Origin of the sequence: Streptomyces seoulensis (assembly GCF_022846655.1) — a bacterium.
Classification (GTDB): Bacteria; Actinomycetota; Actinomycetes; order Streptomycetales; family Streptomycetaceae; genus Streptomyces.
The window spans coordinates 2,556,239-2,577,918 of the sequence record NZ_AP025667.1 but is presented as its reverse complement, the minus strand read 5'-3'; the positions used below and the strand labels follow the sequence as shown (position 1 = coordinate 2,577,918).

Annotated in this window: 21 protein-coding genes; 6 read left to right on the top strand and 15 right to left on the bottom strand. The window is 72.5% G+C overall.

Annotated elements, in window-relative coordinates; translation table 11 throughout:
- Position 1: 1 nt before the first annotated feature.
- From HEK131_RS12045 to HEK131_RS12015, 7 genes are all read right to left on the bottom strand, one after another.
- A complete protein-coding gene (locus HEK131_RS12045) occupies positions 2-562 on the bottom strand; it encodes a type 1 glutamine amidotransferase domain-containing protein (RefSeq protein ID WP_217463911.1) in 561 nt (186 codons plus the stop codon).
- Positions 563-669: 107 nt separating this feature from the next.
- Positions 670-1,518 (bottom strand): STM4011 family radical SAM protein, encoded by an 849-nt coding sequence (locus tag HEK131_RS12040; protein ID WP_244334826.1) that lies wholly within the window; start codon positions 1,516-1,518, stop codon positions 670-672.
- A gap of 10 nt (positions 1,519-1,528) precedes the next feature.
- Positions 1,529-2,875: an STM4012 family radical SAM protein gene (locus HEK131_RS12035; RefSeq protein WP_244334824.1), complete on the bottom strand. Its 1,347-nt coding sequence runs from the start codon at positions 2,873-2,875 to the stop codon at positions 1,529-1,531.
- A complete protein-coding gene (locus tag HEK131_RS12030) occupies positions 2,872-3,684 on the bottom strand; it encodes an STM4013/SEN3800 family hydrolase (protein WP_244451994.1) in 813 nt (270 codons plus the stop codon). The genes HEK131_RS12035 and HEK131_RS12030 overlap by 4 nt, the downstream gene beginning before the upstream one ends.
- A 46-nt stretch (positions 3,685-3,730) precedes the next feature.
- Positions 3,731-4,876 (bottom strand): STM4014 family protein, encoded by a 1,146-nt coding sequence (locus HEK131_RS12025; RefSeq protein ID WP_244334822.1) that lies wholly within the window; start codon positions 4,874-4,876, stop codon positions 3,731-3,733.
- 10 nt (positions 4,877-4,886) lie between these two features.
- A complete protein-coding gene (locus HEK131_RS12020) occupies positions 4,887-5,843 on the bottom strand; it encodes an STM4015 family protein (RefSeq protein WP_244334820.1) in 957 nt (318 codons plus the stop codon).
- Between the two features lie 104 nt (positions 5,844-5,947).
- Positions 5,948-6,295, bottom strand: coding sequence for a DUF1330 domain-containing protein (locus tag HEK131_RS12015; protein WP_244334818.1), 348 nt, complete (start codon positions 6,293-6,295; stop codon positions 5,948-5,950).
- A 275-nt stretch (positions 6,296-6,570) separates the two neighbouring features.
- Between HEK131_RS12015 and HEK131_RS12010 the strand changes: the two genes are divergently transcribed.
- Together HEK131_RS12010 and HEK131_RS12005 are read left to right on the top strand one after the other, a co-directional pair.
- Positions 6,571-6,774, top strand: coding sequence for a cold-shock protein (locus tag HEK131_RS12010; RefSeq protein WP_007502648.1), 204 nt, complete (start codon positions 6,571-6,573; stop codon positions 6,772-6,774).
- Positions 6,775-6,861: 87 nt separating this feature from the next.
- Complete coding sequence (locus tag HEK131_RS12005; protein WP_244334816.1) at positions 6,862-8,556, top strand: DEAD/DEAH box helicase; 1,695 nt, start codon at positions 6,862-6,864, stop codon at positions 8,554-8,556.
- 71 nt (positions 8,557-8,627) lie between these two features.
- Here HEK131_RS12005 and HEK131_RS12000 read toward each other — a convergent pair whose 3' ends face one another.
- From HEK131_RS12000 to kdpF, 8 genes are all read right to left on the bottom strand, one after another.
- Positions 8,628-9,074, bottom strand: coding sequence for a response regulator (locus tag HEK131_RS12000; RefSeq protein WP_161150517.1), 447 nt, complete (start codon positions 9,072-9,074; stop codon positions 8,628-8,630).
- A complete protein-coding gene (locus tag HEK131_RS11995) occupies positions 9,071-10,612 on the bottom strand; it encodes a sensor histidine kinase (protein ID WP_244451993.1) in 1,542 nt (513 codons plus the stop codon). Before HEK131_RS11995 ends, HEK131_RS12000 begins: the two co-directional genes overlap by 4 nt.
- A gap of 139 nt (positions 10,613-10,751) precedes the next feature.
- Positions 10,752-11,975: a PP2C family protein-serine/threonine phosphatase gene (locus HEK131_RS11990; protein WP_217460620.1), complete on the bottom strand. Its 1,224-nt coding sequence runs from the start codon at positions 11,973-11,975 to the stop codon at positions 10,752-10,754.
- A gap of 165 nt (positions 11,976-12,140) precedes the next feature.
- Positions 12,141-12,827, bottom strand: a complete 687-nt coding sequence (locus HEK131_RS11985) for a response regulator (RefSeq protein WP_217460619.1) — start codon at positions 12,825-12,827, stop codon at positions 12,141-12,143.
- A gap of 122 nt (positions 12,828-12,949) precedes the next feature.
- Positions 12,950-13,618: a potassium-transporting ATPase subunit C gene (locus HEK131_RS11980; protein ID WP_244334814.1), complete on the bottom strand. Its 669-nt coding sequence runs from the start codon at positions 13,616-13,618 to the stop codon at positions 12,950-12,952.
- A 5-nt stretch (positions 13,619-13,623) separates the two neighbouring features.
- Entirely contained in the window at positions 13,624-15,723 is a 2,100-nt protein-coding gene (kdpB, locus tag HEK131_RS11975) for a potassium-transporting ATPase subunit KdpB (RefSeq protein WP_244334812.1), read from the bottom strand.
- Positions 15,724-15,755: 32 nt separating this feature from the next.
- Positions 15,756-17,417, bottom strand: coding sequence for a potassium-transporting ATPase subunit KdpA (gene kdpA / locus HEK131_RS11970; protein WP_244334810.1), 1,662 nt, complete (start codon positions 17,415-17,417; stop codon positions 15,756-15,758).
- Between the two features lie 8 nt (positions 17,418-17,425).
- On the bottom strand, positions 17,426-17,515 hold the full coding sequence (gene kdpF, locus HEK131_RS11965; protein WP_009326374.1) for a K(+)-transporting ATPase subunit F: 90 nt from the start codon (positions 17,513-17,515) through the stop codon (positions 17,426-17,428).
- A 576-nt stretch (positions 17,516-18,091) separates the two neighbouring features.
- Between kdpF and HEK131_RS11960 the strand changes: the two genes are divergently transcribed.
- The 4 genes from HEK131_RS11960 to HEK131_RS11945 are packed head-to-tail and all read left to right on the top strand — an operon-like array spanning position 18,092 to position 21,678.
- On the top strand, positions 18,092-19,396 hold the full coding sequence (locus HEK131_RS11960) for an NUDIX hydrolase (protein WP_244334808.1): 1,305 nt from the start codon (positions 18,092-18,094) through the stop codon (positions 19,394-19,396).
- Entirely contained in the window at positions 19,393-19,995 is a 603-nt protein-coding gene (locus tag HEK131_RS11955; protein WP_244334806.1) for an NUDIX hydrolase, read from the top strand. The genes HEK131_RS11960 and HEK131_RS11955 overlap by 4 nt, the downstream gene beginning before the upstream one ends.
- On the top strand, positions 19,985-21,028 hold the full coding sequence (locus HEK131_RS11950) for a GNAT family N-acetyltransferase (protein WP_244334804.1): 1,044 nt from the start codon (positions 19,985-19,987) through the stop codon (positions 21,026-21,028). Before HEK131_RS11955 ends, HEK131_RS11950 begins: the two co-directional genes overlap by 11 nt.
- Positions 21,025-21,678: a M15 family metallopeptidase gene (locus tag HEK131_RS11945; RefSeq protein ID WP_244334802.1), complete on the top strand. Its 654-nt coding sequence runs from the start codon at positions 21,025-21,027 to the stop codon at positions 21,676-21,678. The genes HEK131_RS11950 and HEK131_RS11945 overlap by 4 nt, the downstream gene beginning before the upstream one ends.
- Positions 21,679-21,680 lie beyond the last annotated feature (2 nt).

The following is a 21,680-nucleotide window of genomic DNA, read 5'->3' as shown; positions in this document are numbered from 1 at the left end:
CTCAGCCCGCGTCGCCGCCCAGGCTGCGGATGATCGCGGACGAGAAGGCGTCGAGATCACCGGGGTTGCGGGAGGTGATCAGGGGGTGGCCGCCCTCGGTGTCGACCACGACCTCCTGGTCGGTCCACGTGGCGCCCGCGTTCACCAGGTCGTCCAGCAGCGACGGGTAGGAGGTCATGTCGCGGTCCTCGGCGAGTTCGGTGTTCACCAGCAGCCAGGGGCCGTGGCAGATGGCCGCCACCGGCTTGCCCTCCCGTGCGAACGCGGTGACCAGGCGCTGCGCGTCCGCGTCGACGCGCAACTGGTCGGCGTTGAGGGTGCCGCCGGGGATCACCACGGCGTCGTGACCGTCCGAGGTCGCCTCGGCGAGCGTGGTGTCCGGCTCGACCTTGTCGCCGGGGTCCTTGTCGGAGACGAGGGTGGCGATGGCCTCCGGTTTCTGGGCCGCGATCACGACACGGGCGCCCGCCTCGCGCAGGGCCGCCACCGGCTTGAGAAGTTCGTCTTGTTCCGTCCCGTAGTTCGTCGTGAGGACGAGGACGCTCTTTCCGTCGAGAGCCATGGGTTCGTACTCCTCCCGGTCTCCCCCTGGTTCCCGGCACACGGACCCGCTCGCTGCGGCGTCCGGCACCGGTCTTACCCAGCACCGGCTGCCCCTTTGGCCCCGGTTCATTCGACGGCGGCCGGAATCCGTTCCAGCACCCCGCCCGCGAACACGTCGTACAGGGGCAGCGTCTCCAGATGGACGTAGCCGATGTGGCAGTCGCAGCTCGTCAGCGGGCAGGGCCGGGGGCGGAGCGCGGCACGGTAGGAACCGTCGTAGAGGTTGCCGAGCTCCGCCGGCACGAAGTGGCAGCGGCGGACCGTGCCGTCGCCGTCCACCGAGATCACGGACTCGCCGGTACGGCACGGCAGTCCGGCACTGGCGTGCGGGTGCCGGCTGTACGGGAACAGCGGGTCAAGGCCGGTCCACAGGGCCGCCTCCGCGTCGTCGTAGGTGTGCCCCTCGGCCGCGTTCACCCACAGGTACACCCGCGAAGGCAGCTCGGCGCGCAGCCGCCGGGCCGCCTGGAGATGCTCCGGGAGCCCGACGATGCCGACGCTGTACCGGATGCCGAGCCGGTCCAGCTCGCGGCACTTGCCGAGGAAGCGGTCGTAGGGGGTCTGGCCGGGGTGGTACGTGCACCACAGCGCCAGGGTGTCGGGGTCGGCGTCGGCCAGCCAGTCGGTGCGGCAGCTCAGGTTGGTCTGGATGGCGACGCGGCGGATGTGCGGCCGGTGGGAGAGGTCGGTCAGGGCGCGCCGGTACCAGGAGCGCACCAGGCCCTCGCCCCAGGGCGTGAACAGCAGCGAGAGCCGGTCCTCGGTGCGGGCGGCCGCCCAGGCGGCGAACCGCTCCAGGCTCGCCCGGTCGGCACGCAACTGTTCCCGGCTGTCGCGGCGCTTGGCGAACGGGCAGTACGGACAGTCGTAGTCGCAGGAGGCCAGCGGGCCCCGGTACAGCAGGGTCAGGTCCATGACGGCCGCCTCACTTGCGCTCGTAGGCGGCCATCGCGGCCCGCACGGCGGGGGAGAACAGCTCGGGGCCGAGGGCGTCGGAGTGGGCCAGCCCCTCCGGACTCAGGCGCAGCACCGGGTCCTGGCCCGGCTCCAGCCAGCCGCGCTCGGCGAACCGCTCCAGCTCGGCCGGGAAGTCACCGGCCGGGGTACGGCCGCCGAACCGGGCGCGGTAGTCGTCGCCCGCCAGCCCGTCCGCCTGGAGCAGCGACTGGAGCAGATGACGGCGGCGCGCCTCGTCACCGGTCATCCTGCGCCCGTACTCGGCGTGCGCGAAGTCGGCGGCGGGGCGGGCGCAGTAGTCGTCGATGATCGAGCGGATCTCGTGCATGCCGACGGCGTAGTCGAAGGAGTAGTGCAGCGCCGAGGTGTAGGACCGGGCTCCGCAGCCCAGGCCGATCATGCCGTCGGTCTGGCAGGCGTAGTCCTCCGCGCCCTCGGCCGGGGCGTCGGCACGGCGGAACATGCGCATGGACCGCTGCTCGTAGCCGTGCGCGAGGAGATGGTCGCGTCCGGCGCGGTACAGGCGCAGCCGCTGCTCGTCCCACTCCGGGTCGGCCGTGCCGGCGCGGCGTCCGAGGCCGGTGAGCGGGCGTATGTAGAGCGGGTAGAGGTACAGCTCCTCGGGCCGCCAGGCCAGGGCGGCGTCCAGCGAGCGCAGCCAGGTGTGCTCGCTCTGGCCGTCGATGCCGTAGATCAGGTCGATGTTGAGCACGGGTATCCCCGCGTCCCGGACCCGGCCGAGCGCCGCCTCCACGTCGGCGCGGCGCTGCGGGCGTACGGCGGCCCGCGCCTCGGTGTCGTCGAAGCTCTGCACGCCGAGGCTGAGGCGGGTGGCACCGCGCTCGGCGAGGACTTCGAGCCGGTCGGCGGTGGCCGTGGCCGGGGACGCCTCCACGGAGAGCGGGACGGCGCGCAGGTCGGCGCCCATGCGGTGCTCGGCGATGTCGCAGAGCCGGGTCAGTTCGGCGGCCGTGAGGAAGGTGGGGGTACCGCCGCCGAAGGCCGCGGTGGCGAACCGGACCGGCTCCCGCTCCCCCAGCGCCTCCCGCACGGCGCCCGCCTGTCGCTCCAGCGCGTCGAGATAGGCGCCGGTGAGACCGTCCGGGGCGCTGATGCGGGTGAACAGGTTGCAGAACCCGCAGCGGACCTCGCAGAACGGGATGTGCAGATAGAGCGAGAGCGCGTCCTTGGGCTCGCCCGCCCACAGCTCGCTCAGCCGCGGCCGGTCGGTGAGCTTCCGGTACGCGGTCTTGTGCGGGTAGGCGTACACATAGCTCTGGTACGGGGCCGGGGCGGCCGCGGTGGCCGGAGTCATCGGGTGGCCCCCTCTTCGAGCAGGAAGTGGGCGTAGGGCACGGTCCACACCGACTCGTGGCCGATGCGGTGGCCGCTCCAGCCGTCGTCGCCGTAGGCGGTGCCGTGGTCGGAGCAGACGATGGCGAGGCAGGGGCGGCGGCTGCTCATGGCGGTGAAGAGGCGGCCGATGTGCCGGTCCACGTACTCCAGCGCGGCGGCGTGGGTGGCGCGGGAGTCGCCGTCCGCCCTGCTCGCGCCGGGCAGATGGAACCAGTTGGGCTGGTGCAGCGCGGAGACGTTGACGAAGAGGAACAGCGGCTGTTCCGGTGCCGTCCGGGCGGCGATCTCCTCGGCGCGGGCCACCTGGGACTCGAATGAGGTCGGGGAGGCGACCCCGAAGTCCGGCTCCCAGTGCGACTCCTCGAAGAGTCCGGGCAGTACCGAGCCGAGCGCGCCCTGCTTGTTGAAGAAGCCCACTCCCCCGACGCACGCCGTGCGGTAGCCCGCCTCGGCGAGGCCGGAGACCAGGTCGGGGGTGTCGTAGACGTACGTGCCGTCGGCCGTGGTCTCGCTGCCCGCGAAGTCGGCGGCGAACAGGCGCGGGTGGCGGCCGGGTTCGGCCGGGGTGGGCAGGAAGCCCGCGAAGATGGCCTGGTGGGAGGCGTAGGTGAAGCTGCCGGGCGCGTGCCGCTTCTCCCAGCGGCCGGCGGGCAGATGGCGGGCGAGGTTCGGGATGCGGCCGGCCTCGGCGAGTTCGGCGGCCACGTCGAAGCGGAGCGTGTCGAGGGTGACCAGCAGGATGTCGTGGCTGCCGACGATCCGGTTCATGTCCGGTACGCCGGGGGCCACTTCGGGCAGGCGGGCGGTGGCCGGGTCAGGCGCTGACATGGGTGGTTCCTGTTCTGTGCGGGTGGTGCGGGCCGGGCCTCGCGGTGCGCGGGGCCCGGCGCAGGGCGGCGGCGACCTGCGCCGCGTAGGTGTCGAGGCCCTCGGCGCCGCTGCCGGGCAGGCCGGTGAGCCGGGGCAGCAGATCGCCGAAGGCGTTGACCTCGCCGACGAAGGCGCGGCGCCAGCCGACGGCGGGCAGCAGGTCGACGCCGACGCAGAGGGTGTCCGGGAAGCAGGCCGCGGCCCGCTCGCAGATCCCGAGCACCTCCGGCCAGCGCAGCCCCGCGCTCTCGGCCGCCTGCCGGGCCCCGGCAAGGTCGCCCCGGCGGCCGCCGAGGTGGAGGTTGGTGAGCGGTCCGGCGCTGGTGCGGACCACGGCGTGGGTGGCACGGCCGTCCACCACGACCACCCTGAGGTCGGCGGCGCGGCCGTCCTGGGACGCCTTGGGCACCCAGCGCTCCAGGTGCAGCCCGTCCGGGGCGAGGGTGTCCACGATGGCGGCGATGTCCCGCTCCCGCCCGTAGCGGCGCACCTTGAGGGAGTTGAACAGCCATCCGTCGGGGTCGAGTTCGACGGAGGTCGTGGCCCTGATCCGGCCCCCGCCCGCCGAGTCGACGGCGAGCACGCCGGAGGCCGACGAGCCGTGCGCGGGCTTGACGAACAGCCGGGGCATCCGGTGCTCGCGCATCAGCGCCCGCACGTCGTCCCAGCCACGCACCGGGGCGCCGGCCGCGCCGGAGGTGGGCGACTCCGGCACCGGTACGCCCGCCGCGGCGAGGAGTCCGTGGCAGCGGCGCTTGTCGAACATGACCGCCACGTCCTCGGCGCCGTCCAGGCGGATGCCGCCGCGCAGGGTGCCCAGGGCCGCCGTGAAGCGCTCGTACCAGCGGGCCGTGCCCTCCACGCGGGTCGGGTCGGCCACGCCGCGCAGGAGGAGGTCGACCTCGGGGTCCTCGCCGGGCGAGTCCACGCGGACGATCTCCTCCGGGCCGAAGCCGGCCCCGCCCGCGCGCAGCACCTCCAGCCAGGGCACCACGCGGGGCGCGGGCAGGCCGGCGGCCCGGACCGCCGCGGCGAACAGGGTGACCCTGCGGCCGGCGGGGTTGCCGACCACCGCGAAACACCGGTTCATGGACGGGACCTCACTCGCCGATGGCGACGAAGCGCTCCACTGTGCCGTCCTCGTTCTCGTACGAGTCGGCGTCGTCCGGGTCGAGGTCCAGCCGGACGCCCGCCGGTTCGAGTGTCTCCCGGAGGCGCTGCTGGAGGGGCTCGGTGATGTAGTGGTGGTGCAGGTCGAGCGAGCGCAGGTGGGTGAGCGGCTGACCGGCGAGCAGTGCGGCCGCGCCCTCGTCGCCCAGGGTGCCCATGGAGAGGTCCAGCGTGTGCAGCCGGGCCACGACCGGCGCCGAGGCGACGGCGGCGGCTATCTCGTCCTGGATCTCGCTGTTGCGCAGGCCCAGGTGGCGCAGTCCGGGCAGCCGGGTGCCCGAGAGGACGGGCTCCAGGTCGGACACCTTGGTGTCGGCGCCGTACTGGGAGTCGCCGAGCCACAGTTCGAGGTGCTCCAGGGCGGGCAGGTCGCTGCCGCCGACGCCCCGCACGACCTCGGCGGGCAGGCCGCCGGTCTCCACGACCAGCTTGCGCAGCGCGGTGTGGGCGAGCGCGGTGAACCCCAGCCCGGTGCCCCCGCGCACGCCGAACTCGGCCAGCTCGGGGAAGCCGGTGAGCAGTGCGGTGACGTCCGTCTGCTGGATCCAGGAGAGCTCGGCCTCCTCCATGACGAGGTCGCCGAGGAACAGCGCGCGCAGGGCGGGCAGCCGGTCACGGGCGCCGAGCAGCGCCGTCATCACGGCGGAGGAGTCCGTCTCGTACGCCTCCGTCCAGGCGCCGACGATCAGCGCCCGCACCCGTGTCGTGTCCACGGTGGCGAGGAAGCGGGCGAAGGCGTCCTCCCACTCCTCCTCCGCGTCGTACACGTCCCCGGCGATCCGCCAGGCGACGGCGTCGGGCTCGGGCAGCTCGGCCGTCTCGTCGGGTCCGGGGAAGGCGAACGAGGGGAGGCCGTACAGCTCCTCCAGGTGGTGACCGATGGTCATGCGGGCTGCTCCTGACGTGCGATGGGCGCGAACGTGTGCGGTCCACGGCGTACGCGGAAGTTCTACCAACCCGCACTGACAGCCCGGCACGCGGCTGTGGACGACTACTCGGCGGGCAGCGCCTCGCGGAGGGTCTTCGCGGTGGTGCCGGGGTCGTAGCCCTCCGGGACGCCGTCGACCAGGACGATGTCGCCGGCGATGTGGCGGGAGCGCAGCGGGGCGATCTCCCGGTAGGCGGGCGAGTCCCACCAGGCCCGCGCCTCGGTGATCCCCGGGAAGCCGATGATGACGACATGGCCGGGCCAGTCGCCCTCCTTCACCTCGTGCTGCGCGCCGTGGACGAGGAACCGGCCGCCGTACGGTTCGAAGGTGGCGGTGATGCGCTCGATGTATTCCGCGATCTCGGGGTGCGGCGCGGCTTCACGGAGATGGGCTACGGCGTAGGCGGTCATCGAGTCCTCCACAGGCGGCGGTCGTCGGATCTTCGCACCGGCGATGCTCCCACCCCCGCCGACCGGCGTCGATGGCCCGTCGGGTGATCGACTCGGACACGCCGGGTCGGCGCGGCCGCCCCGACCTCCGGGACGGATCTGTGCTAGTCTTTCTCTTGTTGCAGTTGTGGTACCCATGAACTTTATGTGCGCCTGACGGGAAATGTTTCTCTTTCAGGCGCATTTTGTTTTCCGGCATCTCCGGATGGGGCCTCTGCCATCCGAAGGAGAAAAAAATGGCACAGGGAACCGTCAAGTGGTTCAACTCCGAAAAGGGTTTCGGCTTCATCGAGCAGGACGGTGGCGGTCCGGACGTCTTCGCCCACTACTCGAACATCGCCACCCAGGGCTTCCGTGAGCTGCAGGAGGGCCAGCGGGTCTCCTTCGACGTCACGCAGGGCCAGAAGGGCCCCCAGGCCGAGAACATCGTTCCCGCCTGATAGCTCGACGCGTATTCCGCTCACCGGGGTCCGCACCGTCAAGGTGCGGACCCCGGTTTGTGCTGTTTTCAGGAAGGCAGTAACCGCATGCCCCGCAGGTCCCAGAAGCCGAACCGCGGCTCGTCCTCGTCCCGGCCCACGTCGTCCCCCCAGGCACCCCAGGAATTCCGCCTGCCGGAGAGCACGACGCCCGCACTGCCCGCCGTCGCGGAATTCGCCGACCTCGACATGCCCGCGGCACTGCTGAAGACCCTCACCGCGCAAGGGGTCACCACCCCCTTCCCCATCCAGGGCGCCACGCTGCCGAACTCGCTGGCGGGCCGTGATCTCCTGGGCCGCGGCCGCACCGGTTCCGGCAAGACCCTCGCCTTCGGTCTCGCCCTCCTGGCCCGCACGGCGGGACTGCGCGCCGAGCCGAAGGCCCCCCTCTCCCTCATCCTGGTGCCCACCCGCGAGCTGGCCCAGCAGGTGACCGACGCGCTGACCCCGTACGCGACGGCGGTCAACCTCCGGATGGCCACCGTGGTCGGCGGTCTGTCGATCACCAAGCAGGCCGCCACGCTCCGGCGCGGCGCCGAGGTGCTGGTGGCGAGCCCCGGCCGGCTGAACGACCTGGTGGAGCGCGGGGACTGCGTGCTGAGCGACGTCCGCATCACGGTGCTGGACGAGGCCGACCAGATGACGGACATGGGCTTCCTGCCGCAGATCACCAGGCTGATCCAGCAGGTGCGGCCCGACGGCCAGCGGATGCTGTTCTCGGCCACGCTGGACAAGAACATCGACCGTCTGGTGCAGCGCTTCCTGACCGACCCCGTGGTGCACTCGGTGGACCCGTCCGCCGGCGCGGTCACCACGATGGAGCACCATGTGCTCCACCTCCAGGACGAGACCGACAAGAAGGCCGTCACCACCCGTATCGCGGCCCGTGACGGCCGGGTCATCCTGTTCCTGGACACCAAGCGCTCCGCCGACCGGCTCGCCAAGCGCCTGCTGTCGGTCGGGGTCCGCGCCGCCGCCCTGCACGGCGGCCGCTCCCAGCCGCAGCGCAACCGCGCCCTGGACCAGTTCAAGACCGGCGAGATCACCGCGCTCGTGGCGACGAACGTCGCCGCGCGCGGCATACACATCGACGACCTCGACCTCGTCGTGAACGTCGACCCGCCGACCGACCACAAGGACTACCTCCACCGCGGCGGCCGCACCGCCCGCGCCGGTGGTTCCGGCAGCGTGGTCACGCTGGTGCTGCCCGAGCAGAAGCGGGAGGTGAACCAGCTCATGTCGGCCGCCGGCATCCGCCCGAAGACGGCACGTGTCACCTCCAGCGCCCCGGAGCTGGTCACCATCACCGGTGCCCGCGAGCCCTCCGGTGTGGCCGTCGTCATCGCGGCCCCGGAGCCGACGCAGCCGAAGGCGTCGCGTCCGGCCCGCCGGTCCGGTGCCGGGTCGGACGGCGGTGGCCGATCCGGCCGCCGGCGCCGTCCGGGCGGCGCCGCCGCCGAGGCCACGGGCGGCCAGGGCCGCAAGCCCGAGGGCCGCTCCAAGCCGGGCGCCTCCGCGACGAGCGGTGGCACCGCTTCGTCCGGCGGGCGCGGTACGGGCCGCCGCACGAGCGCGGAAGGCGCCAAGGCCGGCGGCGCGTCCGGCCGCCGTACCGCCGCCGGCGGCGCGGCTCCCGGCAAGGGGGCCGCAGCCCGTGGCAGCGGTCGCAGGGCGCCCGGCGAGCGGGCGGCGGGCACCGGCGGCTCCGACCGCCGCGGCGGCCGCCGACCCGCCGCGAGCTGACGACGGTAAAGCGAAAACACCCCCCGACCGGGCCGGTCGGGGGGTGTTTCACGTGCGGGGCCGTCGGGGGGTCACCTCCGCCGGGGCAGGCGGACCACCTGGACGAAGAAGTCGTCGATCTGGCGGACGGCGGCGATGAACTGGTCCAGGTCGACGGGCTTGGTGACATACGCGTTGGCGTGCAGCTTGTAGCTGCGGAGGATGTCCTCCTCGGCCGCCGAGGTGGTGAGGACGACCACCGGGATGTCGGCGAGGTCCTGGTCCGACTTGATCCGCTCCAGCACCTGGCGCCCGTCGTACTTGGGCAGGTTGAGGTCCAGCAGGATCAGGTCGGGCCGGGGCGCTCCGGTGTGGCCGCCGCGCCGGTAGAGGAAGTCCAGCGCCTCCTCGCCGTCGCGGACCACGTGCAGCGTGTTGCCGATCTTGTTGTCCTCGAAGGCTTCCCTGGTCATCAGCTCGTCGCCGGGATCGTCCTCCACCAGGAGGACGTCGATCGGAGTGGCGTCGGGAGTCGTCATGTCAGGGCCTTCTCCTGGGAATGGATGCCGGGCTCGTCCGGAGTGATGGCCACGGGCAGGGTGAAGCAGAAACGGGTGCCGTCGATGTACTCGGTGTCCAGCCAGATCCTGCCGCCGTGATGCTCCACGATCTTCTTGCAGAGCGCCAGGCCGATTCCGGTACCACCGTAGGCATCCCGGCTGTGCAGCCGCTGGAAGATGACGAAGACCTTCTCGGCGAACTCCCCGGGGATGCCGATGCCGTTGTCCGCGACGCTCACGCGCAGGCTGCCCGGCTCCTCCGGATCGGTCTCGCAGGTGACGGTGACCTGCGGGGCGCGGTCGGGGTGGCGGAACTTCAGGGCGTTGCCGATCAGATTCTGCCAGAGCATGGTGAACAGGGTCGGGTCGCCCACCACCTCGGGCATCTCCCGCGGCCGTTCGACCCGGGCGCCGGACTCCTCCACGGCGGTGCCCAGGTTCATCATCGCCTTCTCCAGCGCCTTGTCCAGGCCGACCGGCACGCGGTCGTCGGTGAGACGGCCGACACGGGAGAAGGTGAGCAGGTCGTTGATGAGCACCTGCATGCGCTTGGCGCCGTCCACCGCGAAGTCGATGTACTGCCGGCCGCGGTCGTCCAGGTTGTCGTAGTACCGCTTCTCCAGGAGCTGGCAGAAGGAGGCGACCTTGCGCAGCGGCTCCTGGAGGTCGTGGGAGGCGACGTAGGCGAACTGTTCCAGCTCCACGTTGGAGCGGCGCAGCTCGACCGCCTGGGCGTCCAGGTCGGCCGCCTGGGTGGTGAGGATGCGCTGCTGGGCGTGGGAGGCGTCCAGCTCGGCCACGATCCGCGTGCGCATGCCCTCCACGTCGACCGCCACGGCGGTCAGGTCGGCCGGACCGCCACCGGTGATGACATGGTCGAAGTCGCCGCCCGCGACGCGGCGGGAGGCGGTGCGCAGCCGCTCCAGGGGCCGGGTGACGAGCAGCCGCACGAAGACGGCGAGGGCCAGGCCGGTCAGCAGGAACGCGGCGACCATGGCGACGAGCACCGAGTTGCGCAGCGTGCGTTCCTGGGCGATGTGATCGCGCCCGTCCTCGACCGTGCGGGCCATGTGGGCGTTCTGGTCGGCCCAGGTCGCGCGCAGTTTGTCGAAGTCCTCCTTGCCGCGTTCGACCGTCCGCAGGTCGACGGCCTTCGGAGCTCCGGGGGTCACGGAGGCGACGAGCGGCTCGGAGTAGTGACGGCGCCAGTCGGCCGCCTGGCGTTCGACGGCGGCCAGGTCCGCGCGCAGCTCGGGCCGCTTCCCGAGCAGCTTGCTCAGCCGGGCCGCGGACTCCGCCTCGTTCCGCTTGCCGTCGGTGTACGGAGTGAGGAAGCGCTTGTCCGCGGTGATCGCGTAGCCCCGGATGCCGGTCTCCTGGTTGACCAGGGCGGCCTGGAGCCGGTACGCCTCCGTCTGGGCGGGCTGTACGCCCTCCAGCAGCGTGTCGGTCGCGTCGGCGGTGCGGTTGAGCAGGTTGGCACCGACCACGGTGCCGAGGAGCACCAGGAACGTCATGAGCGACAGCACCAGGTAGAACCAGCCCTGCACGGTCAACCGGCGTCCGGTCCACGGCTTGCCCGTGACGTCGTTCACCCTGTGCTCCGAACCGACTCTGCACTCACGCGTGTCACTCGTTTCTCTCGTCTCACGTATCTCAGTTCCAGCTCACATGGACGACGGCGACGTCGTCCGCGAGGCCCCCGCGGTCCTCGGCCAGCCCCTCGGCCTCGCCGATGAGCCGGTCCACGAACTCGTCCGGCGCGAGACCGGCCGCCTCGCGGGCGAGTCCGAGCAGCCCCTCCTCGCCGAGGCGCTGCGGGCCGTCGTTGACGTGCCCCTCGAAGAGCCCGTCGGTGAAGAGGACCACGGAGGCGCCAGGCGGCACGGACAGTTCCGCGATGGGCCAGCGCGCGCCGCCGGGGACGAGCCCCAGCGCGGGCCCGCCAGGCACCTCGACCCAGTCCACGTCGGCGCCGCCGCGCCGGAGCAGGCCGTGGTGGCCGGCCCGCACGACGCTGGCCCGGTGTTCGCCGGGTACGGCGGACAGGCTGACCAGGGTGGCGAAGACCTCGTCCCTGGCGCGTTCGGCGACCAGGATCTCCTCCAGGCGGCCGACCTGCTCGGCGCCGGTGATGCCGCTGAGCACCAGGGTGCGCCAGGCTATCCGCAGGGCGACGCCGAGGGCGGCCTCGTCGGGTCCGTGCCCGGAGACGTCGCCGACCAGGGCGTGCACGGTGCCGTCCGCGCTCTGCACGATGTCATAGAAGTCGCCGCCGAGCAGCGCCTGGGCGCGGCCGGGGCGGTAACGGGCGACGACCTGGACGCCGTCGGCGCGCAGCAGCGGGCGGGGCAGCAGTCCGCGTTCCAGGCGGGCGTTCTCCTGGGCCTGCATCAGGCTGGCCTGGAGAGCCACCGCCGACTGTTCGGCCTGCTTGCGTTGGATCGCGTAGCGGACGGCGCGTCCGAAGAGTTCGGGTTCCACGCGTCCCTTGACCAGGTAGTCCTGGGCTCCGGCGGTGACCGCGGCGAGCCCGGTCTGTTCCTCGGCCAGGCCGGTGAGGACGACGATCGCCACCCGGTCGGCGTGCGCCTTGACCAGGGAGACCGCTTCCAGACCGCTCGCGTCGGGCAGGTGCAGGTCGAGCAGGACGCAGTCGGGGCGCTCGGTCGCCAGCACCTCGGCGGCCTCGGCCATCGAGCGCACCCAGCGCAGCCGCATCTTGAGGGCGCTGTCGGCGACCAGTTCCTCGACCAGCAGCGCGTCGCCCGGATCGTCCTCGACGAGGAGCACGGACGGTTGCCGCTCGTCCCACGCGAGTTCCACACCGACCGCGGTCACCGGCGTCAGCGCATCGGCATCAGCCCGCGACGTCACCATGGTCTCGCCCTTTCGCCCACTCGTGCCGCCCGCCGTCAGAAGTTGTCGACCGACAACATTGGATGAGCATACTCAGTGCGAAGATCCGGATGTGACCAGTCCGAGTGACATCATTCACCCATCCGGACCCGGACGCGACGGTGCGGTCCGCGAAGGGCACGCGGTTCACCCCTCGAAGCGGTAACCCATGCCCGGCTCGGTGATCAGATAGCGGGGGTGGGAGGGGTCCGCCTCCAGTTTGCGGCGGAGCTGAGCCATGTACACACGAAGGTAGTTGGTCTTGTCGCTCAGGGAGACGCCCCACACCTCGCGCAGCAGGTGCTTCTGGCTGACCAGGCGGCCGGGGCTGGTGACGAGGATCTCCAGCAGATGCCATTCGGTCGGGGTGAGGCGGATGTCACGGCCGTCGCGCACGGCCTTCTTCGCGGCCAGGTCGAGGGTGAAGTCCGGCGTCCGCACCACCGTGGTCTCCGGCGCGGCGAGGCCGGCCTCCGTGCGGCGGACGGCGGCACGCAGCCGGGCGAGCAGTTCGTCCATGCTGAACGGCTTGGTGACGTAGTCGTCGGCCCCGGCGTCTAGGGCGGCGACCTTCTCCTCGGACGCCTGGCGGGCGGACAGGACGAGGATCGGCACGCGGCTGCCGCCGCCGCGCAGGGATCTGATGACCTCGGCGCCGTCCACGTCGGGCAGCCCGAGGTCGAGCACGACCACGTCGGGTGCGCGGGCGGCCGCCAGCCGGAGCGCGGTGGCGCCGTCGGGCGCGGAGTCGACGGCATACCGGCGGGCCTGGAGGTTGATCACGAGGGCCCGTACGAGCTGCGGGTCGTCCTCCACTACGAGCACCCGTGTCATGGACGCGCGCCCTCCTGTCGTACGCCGCTGGGATCAACGGCAGCAACTTACGGCATGCGGGCGGGAGTCGGCGGTCCCGGAGCGGCTCGGCGGACACCGCCGGCCACTCCGGGACCGCTTCGTCAGTGCCGGGCCGCCAGTTCCTCGAGCGCGATGTTCAGCTCCAGTACGTTCACGCGGGGTTCGCCCAGGAAGCCCAGGGTCCGTCCCTCGGTGTGGTCGCGGACGAGCCGGGCGACCTCGGTCACGGGCAGGTGGTTCCTGGCGGCGACGCGGTGGACCTGGAGCCGGGCGTACCGGGGGGAGATGTCCGGGTCGAGGCCGGATCCGGAGGAGGTGACCGCGTCGGCGGGGACGTCGGCCGGGCGGACGGTGTGGCCGGGCACCGAGTTCTCCTTCACGACGGCGGCCTTGGCGGCCCGGACCCGCTGGAGCAGGACCTCGCTGTCGGCGGCCAGGTTGGTGGCGCCGGACAGCAGCAGCGTGTAGCGGGTGTTCCGGCTGTTGGTGCCGAGGCCGTCCGCCGGGCGCCCCTGGAACCATCTCGGGTCCGGCTCCGGCGTCTTGTGGCCCTCCGCCGGGGGGAGCCGGTACGACTGGCCGATGAGGGAGGACCCGACGACGCGCCCGTCCGACCTCACCTCGGAGCCGTTCGCGGGGCCGGGGAGGAGGAGTTGGGACACACCGGTCACGGCGAGGGGGTAGAGCACGCCGGTGACGAGGGTGAGCACGAGCAGCGCGCGCAGGCCCGCGCCCAGTGACCGGGCTTTGCCGGTGAGGGAGTTGTTCATGGTGGTCAGCCGATCCCGGGGATCAAGGAGATGAGCAGGTCGATGAGCTTGATGCCGATGAAGGGCGCGACGAGGCCGCCGAGGCCGTAGACGGCGAGGTTGCGCCGCAGCAGACGGTCGGCGCTCACCGGCCGGTACCGCACCCCGCGCAGGGAGAGCGGCACCAGCGCGATGATGATCAGGGCGTTGAAGACGACGGCCGAGAGGATCGCGGAGTCGGGCGAGGACAGCCGCATGATGTTCAGCCGGTCGAGGCCCGGATACACGGCGGCGAACAGCGCCGGGATGATGGCGAAGTACTTGGCCACGTCGTTGGCTATGGAGAACGTGGTCAGCGCGCCCCGGGTGATGAGGAGTTGCTTGCCGATCCGGACGATCTCGATGAGCTTGGTGGGGTCGGAGTCGAGGTCGACCATGTTGCCGGCCTCCTTGGCGGCCGACGTGCCGGTGTTCATGGCCACGCCGACGTCCGCCTGGGCCAGCGCGGGGGCGTCGTTGGTGCCGTCACCGGTCATGGCGACGAGCTTGCCGCCCGCCTGCTCCCTCTTGATGAGGGCCATCTTGTCCTCGGGAGTGGCCTCCGCGAGGTAGTCGTCGACGCCCGACTCCTCGGCGATGGCCTTGGCGGTCAGCGGATTGTCCCCGGTGATCATGACCGTCCTGATGCCCATGCGGCGCAGCTCGGCGAACCGTTCCCGCATGCCCTCCTTGACGACGTCCTTGAGGTGGACGACGCCCAGGACGCGAGCCCCGCCGCCGTCCCGCACGGCCACCAGCAGCGGGGTGCCGCCTGCGCGGGAGACACGGTCGGCGGTCCGCTCGGTCTCGTCGGCCACCGTGCCGCCCTGCTCGCGCACCCAGCGCAGCACCGAGCCCGCCGCGCCCTTGCGGACGCCGCGCCCGTCCACGTCGACGCCGGACATCCGGGTCTGCGCGGTGAAGGGGATCCACTCGGCGCCGGTCAGCTCGCCCTGGTGGCGTTCGCGCATGCCGTACGCCTCCTTGGCCAGGACCACGACGGAACGGCCCTCGGGGGTCTCGTCGGCGAGCGAGGACAACTGCGCGGCGTCGGCGAGTTCGGCTTCCGTGGCGCCGCCCACCGGCTCGAACGCCGCGGCCCTGCGGTTGCCGAGGGTGATGGTGCCGGTCTTGTCCAGCAGGAGTGTCGACACGTCACCGGCCGCCTCGACGGCCCGGCCCGACATGGCCAGCACATTGCGCTGGACCAGGCGGTCCATGCCCGCGATGCCGATGGCGGAGAGCAGGGCGCCGATGGTGGTGGGGATCAGGCACACCAGCAGGGCGACCAGGACGACCATCGTGAGCCGGGTGCCGGCGTGGGCGGCGAACGGCGGCAGCGTGGCGCAGGCCAGCAGGAAGACGACGGTGAGCGAGGCCAGCAGGATGTTCAGCGCGATCTCGTTGGGCGTGCGCTGCCGGGCCGCGCCCTCGACCAGGCCGATCATCCGGTCGATGAAGGTCTCTCCCGGCCGCGTGGTGATCCTGACGACGATCCGGTCGGAGAGCACCCTGGTGCCGCCCGTGACGGCACTGCGGTCGCCCCCGGACTCCCGGATGACCGGCGCCGACTCGCCCGTGATCGCGGACTCGTCCACCGAGGCGACGCCCTCCACGACGTCGCCGTCCCCGGGGATCACCTCGCCCGCCTCGCAGACGACCAGGTCACCGACGCGCAGCGCGGTGCCCGGCACCCGCTCCTCGGCGGCCCCGGTCAGGCGGCGGGCGACGGTGTCCGCCCTGGCCCTGCGCAGGGTGTCGGCCTGCGCCTTGCCGCGTCCCTCGGCGACCGCCTCCGCGAGGTTGGCGAAGAGCACGGTCAGCCACAGCCAGACGCTGATCGTCCAGCCGAACCAGTCGGTGGGGTCGGTGCAGGAGAACGCCGTGGTCAGCACGGAGCCGGTCCACACCACGAACATCACGGGCGACCTGACCATGACGCGCGGGTCGAGCTTGCGGAAGGCGTCCGGCAGCGATCGGGCCAACTGCCGGGGATCGAAGAGGCCCCCGCCGACGCGTCCGTCCGCGGGCTGCTGTCCGGCGGGCGCGTCGCCGTGCGGCGCCCGGGCGGGAGTGATTGTGGACATCGAGTCCTCTGACTTCTCTGTACGGATGGTCATCACGCCAGCCCCTCGGCGAGCGGTCCCAGCGCCAGCGCCGGGAAGTACGTCAGGCCGGTGATGATCAGGATCGCCCCGACCAGCAGGCCCGCGAACAGCGGTTTCTCGGTGCGCAGGGTGCCGGCGCTGACGGGGACCGGCCGCTGTGCGGCGAGCGAGCCGGCCAGCGCGAGGACGAACACCATCGGCAGGAAGCGGCCGAGCAGCATGGCGAGCCCGGTCGTGGTGTTGAACCAGTCGGTGTCGGCGTTCAGCCCGGCGAAGGCCGAGCCGTTGTTGTTGGCGGCCGAGGTGAAGGCGTACAGCACCTCCGAGAACCCGTGCGCGCCCGGATTGAGCATGGAGTGCGGCGGGGTCGGCAGGGCCGTCGAGGCCGCGGTGAACACGAGGACCAGCGCGGGGGTGACCAGGATGTAGCAGGCGGCGAGCTTCATCTCGCGGGCGCCGATCTTCCTGCCCAGGTACTCGGGGGTGCGGCCGACCATCAGACCGGCGATGAACACCGCGATCACGGCCATGATCAGCATGCCGTACAGACCGGAGCCGGTGCCGCCGGGCGCGATCTCGCCCAGCATCATCCCGAGCATGGTGATGCCGCCGCCGAGCCCGGTGAAGGAGGAGTGGAAGGAGTCCACGGCGCCGGTGGAGGTGAGGGTGGTGGACACCGCGAAGAGCGCGGAGCCGCCGACGCCGAAGCGGACCTCCTTGCCCTCCATCGCGCCGCCCGCGGCCTGGAGCGCCGGGCCGTGGTGGGTGAACTCGGCCCACATCATCAGGGCGGTGAAGCCCACCCAGACGGTGGCCATGGTGGCGAGGATCGCGTGGCCCTGCCGGACGCTGCCGACCATCAGGCCGAAGGTGCGGGTCAGGGAGAACGGGATGACCAGGATCAGGAAGATCTCGAACAGGTTGGTGAACGGCGTCGGGTTCTCGAAGGGATGGGCGCTGTTGGCGTTGAAGTAGCCGCCGCCGTTGGTGCCCAGTTCCTTGATGGCCTCCTGGGAGGCGACGGCGCCGCCGTTCCACTGCTGGGTGCCGCCCATGAACTGACCGACCTCGTGGATGCCGGAGAAGTTCTGGATCGCGCCGCAGGCGACGAGGACCAGCGCGCCGAGCACGGCGGCCGGAACAAGGACGCGCAGCGTGCCGCGCACCAGATCGGTCCAGAAGTTGCCCAGTTCGCCGGAGCGCGACCGGGCGAAGCCCCGGACCAGGGCGACCGCGACCGCCATGCCCACGGCGGCGGACACGAAGTTCTGGACCGCGAGCCCGGCCGTCTGTACGACGTGCCCCATGGTCTGTTCGCCGTAGTACGACTGCCAGTTGGTGTTGGTCACGAACGAGACGGCCGTGTTGAAGGACTGCGCCGGGCCCACCGAGGAGAACGCGGGCGAGCCCGGCAGCACCCCCTGGAGCCGCTGGAGCAGATAGAGGAGGAGGACACCGGCGAGGGAGAAGGCGAGCACCGCGCGCAGGTAGGCGGGCCAGCGCATCTCGGTGTCGGGGTCGGCGCCGATCGCCCGGTAGATCCACCGCTCGGCCCGCAGGTGCCGGCGTGCGGTGTACACCTTGGCCATGTAGCTTCCGGCGGGCGCGTGGACGAGCGCCAGTGCGCCGATGAGGGCGAGGAGCTGGAGCACGCTCGCGAGTACGGAACCCATACCGGCTCTCAGAACCTCTCCGGGAAGATCAGGGCGAGGACGAGATAGCCCAGCAGGGCGACGGCCACGACCAGGCCGACGACGTTCTCGGCGGTCACAGCTTCGTCACCCCCTTGGCGACGAGTGCCACCAGCGCGAAGGCCGCGAGCACGGTGACGACGAAGGCCAGGTCGGCCATCTTGGGACTCCTGAACGGACTCGGGGTCGAAAGGGGAACCCTTCGAGGAAACCCCTGCTCCGCCCGGTCGGGACCCCACGTTGACGCCCCTCATACGGCGCGGGCGGCCGCCTTGACGGGACTCTGACGCGCGTGGGTGTCACGGGCGACGCTCCTGTCCCGCGCCGGGACGGCCTCCCGGAGCCCTGTCCAGGCGCCACACCGGCCGTTCCCCCGCAAGAGCGCACCTCCCCCGATCGAACGAGTTTGAGAACGGCACCCCTTGGCGCGCAGGGCCGAGCGGGCGGTGGGAACGCGTGTTCCGGATTTTTTCGCGGAACAGCCGTGACAAGGGCGGTGTCCGGCGCGTTTTTAGAGCACCAGTACCACTCGCCCCTCAGATGGAGGACGCCATGCATCCCGTACCCGCCCGCGCACCGCGGTCCTCCGGATTCGAACAGCGGGCTTCTGCCGGGGCGATGGCCCATTCGGGCGCATCCGGGCCGAGGTGGGCGGCATGAGCGCGTTCGCTCCGGGCTCCGCCCGCCTCACCTGCCGCGCGCTCGTCATCGACCGCGAGGGGCGGGCCCTGCATGTGCCGGACGCGGCCGGAGGTCCCGCGGTGGTGCCCGGCGCACGGGCCGGGGAGGGCGACCGTACGCTGCTCGCGGCGGCGGTGCGCGCGGTGACAGGGCGGACACGGCTCGCGCCGGGCGACCTCTGCCTGACTCCCTCGCTGCTCGGCGCTCCGGTCCAGGTCGAAGCCACCGCTCCGGCCGACTACGAGTTCACCTTCGCCCTGTACCTGTCCCGCGAACCGACCGAACCTCTGCCCGGCGCCGACTGGTTACCCCTCGACCGGCTCGAATCGGCCGCCTTGAGGGAGAGGTTGAGCGCGGCGGGGCTCGACGGCCGGCCGGAGCCGGTGAACGCCTCGGCGCTGATCCACGACGGCGAGGGCCGCTACCTGCTCCATCTGCGCGACGACGTTCCCGGCATCTGGGAGCCAGGCGCGTTCGCCCTGCTCGGCGGCGGCCGGGAGCCCGGGGACCGCACGCTGGAGGACACCCTCCGGCGTGAACTGGCCGAGGAGGTACCGGGACTCGAACCGGCCGGCCTGGCACCGTACGCCGTCGGGGAGGAGACCGGCACCGACGGGCTGTGCGTGCCGGTGCAGGTCTTCTCCGGCCGCTGGAGCGGCGATCCGGACGGGGTGGGGCTCGCGGAGGGCGTGCTGCTGCGCTGGTTCCGCCCGGACATGCTGCACCGGCTGCGGCTGAGCCCCGGCACGCGTGAACTCATCCTGCGCCACGCGGCCGGCCCGGCCGTGCGGACCCCGCTGGTCCCCCGGCCGGCGAAGGCTCCGGACGCGCGCGGTACGGAGCTGAACATCGTCGGGGTGCATCTCTACGCCGAGGACGGCGACGGCCGCGTCCTGCTCGGCCTGCGCCACCCCGACTCGGCCTTCGCGGGATCCACCTGGCACTTCCTGGCCGGGCACTGCGAGCGGGAGTCGGCCGTCGCCTGTCTGGTGCGGGAGGCGCATGAGGAGGCCGGCCTGGTCATCGTCCCCGCCGACGTGGAGCTGGCCCATGTGGTGCACGTGCTGCACGGACCGAGCGCGCGGCCCCGCCTGCAACTGGTCTTCCGTGCCCACCGCTGGCAGGGGACGCCGTCGCTGAGGGAGCCGGACAAGTGCCTCGACTGGCGCTGGTGGGACGCGGACGGACTGCCGGAGCCGCTCGTCCCCTACGCCCGCGCGGCCATCGACGGCATCCGCGCGGGCCGGGCCTACTCGGAGATGGGCTGGTGCCCGGCATGAGCGGGCACCAGCGGTACACCGTGCCGGTCGACGTACATCTGATCCTGCGCCGGGAGAGCGGGGCCGGTACGGAGGTGCTGGTGTCACGGCGAGCCGGGGCGGTGTACGCCGCCGGGCTCTGGCATCTGCCCTCCGGTCACCTGGACGGCCCGCACGAGGACATGGCCGACGCGCTGATCCGCGAGGCACGCGAGGAGACCGGTGTCGCCGTCCGCCGGGCGGACGTGCGCGGGGCGGTCACGGTCCACCACCGGGCCCCCGGCGGGGACGCCCGGGTCGGCTTCTTCTTCGAGGTCCGGCGCTGGGCGGGCGAACCCCGCCTGATGGAGCCGCACGTCTGCGACGCCATGGCATGGGCCCGGCTGGACGCCCTGCCCGCACCGATGGTGGCCTACTGCCGGGCCGGTCTGGACGCGTACCGCGCCGGGGAGCACCTGGCCGTGCACTTCCAGCGCCCGGACGACCCGATCGCCCATGACGCGACGGCCGTCCGGCTCCGCGTCCTCCCCGGGGTCGATCCTCGCCGCCCCGGCGGACTTCGGCAGGGCGCACGCCGGGCCGGCCCGCCGCACCCCTTGGAGACGCATCGTGAACAGTGACGCCCTGCACACCCGTCCCCGGCACCCCGGCACCGCGCACGCCGGGCCCGCCGCACGGCCCGCCACGCCCGCCGACGCGGAGGGCATCGCCCGTCTCCGGTCCGCCTTCGTGCTCGCCGAGCCCCTGGCGGAGGAGTGGATCACCCGGTCCAGCGCCGAACTGGCCGCCCGGCTCGCCCCCGGCGGCGACGCCCGCGCCTCGGTCGTCGACGCCCCGGACGGCACCCTGGCGTCCTGCGCGCTCGCGCTGGTCCACGCCGTGCTGCCGGAACCGGCCTCGCCCTCGGGTCGTGCGGCGCGGGTGCACGCGGTGGCCACACATCCCTCCTGGCGCCGCCGGGGATACGCCGGATCGGCGCTGACCGCGCTGCTCGACCGGCTCCGGGCGGAGCGGGTGTCACCCGTCGACGCGGACGTGTCCGGTGCCTCGGCGGCGCTCTTCCGCGCCTCGGGATTCTGCGGCAGCCTGGCGCCCATGCGGATGACATGGCCCGAGCCTCCGGTCCGGGGCCGGGTGGACGCGAAGACCGGCCATGTCTGGCTGCCGCAGGAGCAGTACGCCGAGACGGTCATGAAGGCGACCGGCTTCGCCTGCCTTCTCTTCACCGACACGCACGACCGCCCGGTGCAGCTCCACGCGGTCTACAGCCGGACCCACCCCTGGCAGTTGGCCGGCGGCACGATGGACCCCGGCGAGCGGCCCTGGGAGACGGCCGTACGGGAGTGCCGGGAGGAGACGGGCATCGAGATGACCGGGCCACCGAAGCTGCTGGCGACGGTGTACGGCCTGCCGGGCACCGAGTGGCCGTACAGCACGATGGGCCTCGTCTTCGACGGCGGACGGCTCGACGAGGCACAGATCCGGGACATCAGGCTCGACCCTCGGGAGCACGACGAGGTGCGGGTGCTGCCGCTGCCGCGGTGGCGGCCGCTGATGCCGGCACGGGACTTCGCGCGGCTCGCCGCGGTGCTGGAGGCCCGCCGCACCGGTGTGGCCGCCTACTTCGACACCTGGGACTGGGGGACGGAATGAGCGTCGTACTGATGGCGGACCGGCGGGTGGCGGCGATCCCGGTGCGGGAGTGCGGCGAACCGCTGGTCGACGTCCGGGCGCACGGCGGCCTGTGGGTCGACCCGCGCAGGCAGGACGCCGCAGGCGCCTTCGCGCACCTGCGCCAGGGCGTCCTGCACCGTCTGCTGCACGCCCAGTCGCTCCTGCCGGGCGGCCTGCGGCTGCTGTACGTGGAGGGGTACCGGCCGCCCGCCCTCCAGCGCCGGTATTTCGAGGAGTACGCCGGGGTGCTCGGCCGGGACAACCCCGAGTGGCCCCCGGCCCGCGTCCGGGAGGCGGCCAGCCGCTACGTCTCCCCGCCGGAGATGGCCCCGCACGGCGCGGGCGCGGCCGTGGACCTGACCCTGGTGGATGCCGACGGCCACGAACTGGACCTGGGCACCCGGCTGAACGCCGATCCGGAGGAGAGCGAGGGCGCCTGCTACACCGCGGCCTCGAACATCACCCCCGAGGCCAGGTCCCACCGGACCGTCCTGGCCGCCGCCCTGTCCGAGGCCGGTCTGGTCAACTACGCCACGGAGTGGTGGCACTGGAGCTGGGGCGACCGTTACTGGGCCCTCCAGACGAACAACCCCACCGCCCTCTACGGCCCGACCGACCTCGGGCACTGATG